This is a genomic window from Kutzneria buriramensis, assembly GCF_003387475.1.
GTDB classification, from domain to species: Bacteria; Actinomycetota; Actinomycetes; order Mycobacteriales; family Pseudonocardiaceae; genus Kutzneria; species Kutzneria buriramensis.
The window spans coordinates 1-4,424 of record NZ_QUNO01000052.1 but is presented as its reverse complement, the minus strand read 5'-3'; the positions used below and the strand labels follow the sequence as shown (position 1 = coordinate 4,424).

At 70.6% G+C, this 4,424-nt stretch carries 1 protein-coding gene; it reads left to right on the top strand.

Going from position 1 to position 4,424, the window contains the following annotated elements:
• Nucleotides 1–4,424 (top strand): type I polyketide synthase (locus BCF44_RS54515; protein ID WP_147329103.1); only part of this gene is annotated, 4,424 nt, incomplete at both ends.

Sequence of the window (4,424 nt, the reverse complement as noted above, 5' to 3'; positions counted from 1 at the left end):
CACCGACACCACCACGGACTCCCCGCCACCACCCTCAACTGGGGACTCTGGCACACCGGCATGGCCACCACCCTCACCCACACCGACCTCGGCCGACTGGCCCGCGCCGGGATCCGTCCGATGTCGACCGAAGAGGGACTGCACCTGTTCGACCTGGCGCTGACCAGTGACCGCCCGCTCGTCGTCCCCGCCGCACTCGACCTCGCCGCGATCCGCGCGCTGGACGAGCCTCCGCCGTTGTACCGCAACCTGGTTCGCACCCGGCGCCGCGCACCGTCCACCCGGGTCGGTCGCGATCGCGCCGGTCTGCTCGCACTCGTGGTCGAACACATCGGCGCGGTGCTCGGGCTCGGCCCGTCGGAACCGGTCGACCCGGACCGGGCCTTCACCGAACTGGGCTTCGACTCGTTGACCGGGGTCGAGCTGCGCAACCGGCTGAACGCGGCCACGGGCCTGCGGCTGCCGACCACGGTGGTGTTCGACCATCCCACCGCGAACGGCCTCGCCGACTTCCTCGACGCGGAACTGCGCGGCGCTCAGCCCGAGACGGTTCCCGTCGCCGCGACGACGGCAACGCCGGTCGACGAGCCGATCGCCATCGTCGGCATGGCCTGTCGCTACCCGGGTGGCGTGCGCAGTCCCGAACAGCTGTGGCAGCTGGTGACCGACGGCGTGGACGCGATCGGCGGCTTCCCGGACAACCGCGGCTGGGCCGCCGACCTCTACGACCCGAATCCGGACCACCCGGGCACCAGCTACACCCGCGAGGGCGGTTTCCTCTACGACGCCGACCAGTTCGACCCCGAGTTCTTCGGCATGAGCCCACGCGAGGCGCTCACCACCGACCCGCAACAGCGGCTCCTGCTGGAAACCGCGTGGGAGACCATCGAGCGTGCCGGCATCGACCCGAGCACGTTGCGCGGCAGCAACACCGGTGTGTTCGCCGGGGTCATGTACAACGACTACGGCGCCCGGCTGCACCAGGCCACGGGATCGGTGACCGGCTACGAGGGTTACCTGGTCAGCGGCAGCGCCGGCAGCGTCGCCTCCGGTCGGGTCGCCTACGCACTCGGGCTCTCCGGACCGGCGGTGACCGTGGACACCGCCTGCTCGTCCTCACTCGTCGCCCTGCACCTCGCCGCCCAGGCCCTCCGCAACGACGAATGCGAACTCGCGCTCGCCGGCGGCGTCACCGTGATGGCCAGCCCGGCGACCTTCATCGAGTTCAGCCGGCAACGCGGGCTGTCCCCGGACGGTCGCTGCCGGTCCTTCGCCGCGTCGGCCAACGGCACCGGCTGGGGCGAGGGAGCCGGTTTGGTGTTGCTGGAGCGGCTCTCCGACGCCCGGCGCAACGGCCATCCGGTGCTGGCGGTCGTGCGGGGCTCGGCCATCAACCAGGACGGCGCCAGCAACGGGCTGACCGCGCCGAGCGGTCCGGCTCAACAGCGGGTCATCCGCACCGCACTCGCCGCGGCCGGGCTGCGACCGTCCGATGTGGACGCCGTCGAGGCCCACGGCACCGGCACCACCCTCGGCGACCCCATCGAAGCCCACGCCCTACTCGCCACCTACGGCCAGAACCGCGAACAACCCCTGCTGCTCGGCTCGATCAAGTCCAACATCGGCCACACCCAGGCCGCCGCCGGCGTCGCGGGCGTCATCAAGATGGTCATGGCCCTGCGCAACAACGCCCTGCCGCGCACCTTGCACGTGGACGAGCCGTCCCCGCACGTCGACTGGTCGGCCGGCGCGGTCACACTGCTCACCGAACCGGTCGAATGGCCGGCGAGCGACCGGCCACGACGCGCCGGCATCTCCTCGTTCGGCATCAGCGGCACCAACGCGCACGTCATCGTCGAAGAACCACCCACCGCCGAGCCAATCGAGCGAACCGAGCCGAACGGTGACGTGCTGCTGCCGATCGCGGCCCGTGACGAGATCGCCCTGCGCGCGACGGCGAGGGAGCTGCGCGAACGCCTGGTTGCCAGGCCGGACACGGATCTCGCCGCGACCGGTTGGTCCCTCGCCACGACACGGACCGCGTTCGCCCACCGCGCCGCCGTGCTCGGCGGCGACCTTCCGGACTTGCTCACCGGCCTGGACGCACTGGCCAATGGCGAGCCGGCGGCGAACCTCGTCCGGGGCACGGCGACGTCGCCGACCAGGACCGCGTTCCTGTTCACCGGTCAGGGCAGCCAGCACTCCGGCATGGGCCAACAGCTCTACGAAACCTACCCCGCCTTCGCCACCGCGATCGACGAAGCCTGCGCCGCGCTCGGCCTTTCCTTCACCGACGCCATCCACGACGAGCACATCAACCAGACCCGGTACACCCAACCCGCCCTCTTCGCGTACCAAGTCGCCCTGCACCACCTCGTCCAATCCTTCGGCATCACCCCCGACCACCTCATCGGCCACTCCATCGGCGAAATCGCCGCCGCACACATCGCCGGCATACTGAACCTCACCGACGCCGCCACCCTCGTCACAACACGAGCCCGACTCATGCAAGCCCTCCCGACCGGCGGCGCCATGCTCGCCGTGGAGGCGGCCGAGTCGGAGGTGCGGCCGCTGCTCACGGACCGGGTCGGCATCGCGGCCGTCAACGGACCGCGGGCGGTCGTGCTGTCCGGGGAGTCCACGGCATTGACGGAGATCGAGACCCTACTCACCGCGAACGGCGTGCGCAGTCGGCGGTTGCGGGTCAGCCACGCGTTCCACTCGCCGCTGATGGAACCCATGCTCGCCGAGTTCCGTTCCACACTGGAAACCCTCGAGTACCACGAACCCAACATTCCCATACTGTCCACTGTGGATTCGGATGTTCCGATGACCAAACCCGAGTACTGGGTTCTGCACGCTCGCGGCGAGGTCCGCTTCGCCGACGCGATCCGCGCCGCCGACGAGTTCGGTGTTCGCGCCTACGCCGAGATCGGCCCCGACGCCGTGCTCACCTCGCTGGCCGGCGTCATCCTGGACGGTCGGAACCCGGTGCTCATTCCCGTCCAGCGCAAGAACCGGCCCGAGGTCGCCACCGTGCGCCAGGCCATCGCCACGGCCCAGGTGAACGGCCTGAGCCTGGACTGGGAAACGGTCTTCCCCGCCCGGCGCCGGGTCACTCCGGACCTGCCGACCTATCCGTTCCAGCGGCAGCGCTACTGGCTGGATGCTCCGGCCCCGGCGGCGCCGGCCACCGATCACCCGCTGCTGACCGCGACCATCGAACTGGCCGGCGGGGGGATCCTGGCCACGGCACGGCTCTCCGTCGCCGATCAGCCGTGGCTGGCCGAACACACGATGTTCGGCGAGGCGGTTCTCCCCGCCGCCGCGCTCGTCGATCTCACTGTCCACATCGGACGCCGGCTGGACCGGCCGGAACTGGCGGAACTGGTGCTGACCACGCCTGTCGTCATCGACGGCGACGTGCCCACCCAGCTCCAGATCACCGTGGCCGAGCCGGACGAAGCCGGGCAGAGCGCGTTCGACGTGCACTCCCGCCAGACCGGCGCACAGGCCTGGACGCGCAACGCGACCGGCGTCCTCGCTCCCGCCGCCGAGCTGGCGCCACCGGCCATTGTGGACTGGCCGCCGCAGGCCGCTGTCGAGCTGCCGGTCGACTACCCGGCCCTGGGGAAGCGTGGCCACGGCTACGGCCCGGCCTTCCGCGGTCTCGTCCGGGCCTGGCAGGCCGGCGAGAACGACCTTCGGGCCGAGTTGCGCGTGCCGGAATCCAACGGCGACTCACGGTTCGCGCTGCATCCCGCTGTGTTGGACGCGGCCTTGCACGCGTTGTTGTTGGACGGCGGGCCGGCTCGGGTGCCGTTCTCGTGGGCCGGGGTGCGACTGTTCCCGTCATCCGCGACGACGCTGCACGTCCGGTTGGCCGATGGTGGCCTCGCCATCACCGATCCGGCCGGCGCTGTGGTCGCGGTCGTGGACAAGCTGGTGGTGCGTCCGCTCGATCCCACCCCGCCGCTGTACGGCATCGACTGGGTCCCCGTCACTCCCGAGGCCAACAACCTCGACATCACCTACGCCCACCCGGGCGACGTTCACGACGCTCTCGACATCATCCAGGACTGGCTCAACCACGACCACCCCAGCGATCACCGACTCGCCATCGTCGCCGACGACAGCCTCGACCACGCCCCCATCCACGGACTCGTCCGCACCGCCCAATCCGAACACCCCGACCAGTTCCTGCTCATCACCACCCCGGACGACGCCGATCCGGCCATCCATCCCGACGAACCGGAAATCAGGTTCCTCGACGGTGCCCCGCACGCACCGCGCCTCGTCCGCGTGCCCCGGACCGAGCAACCCTCACCGCTCGATCCGGACAAGACCGTCCTCATCACCGGCGGCACCGGCCAACTCGGCCAACTCATCGCCCACCACCTCATCACCCACCACAACATCCACCA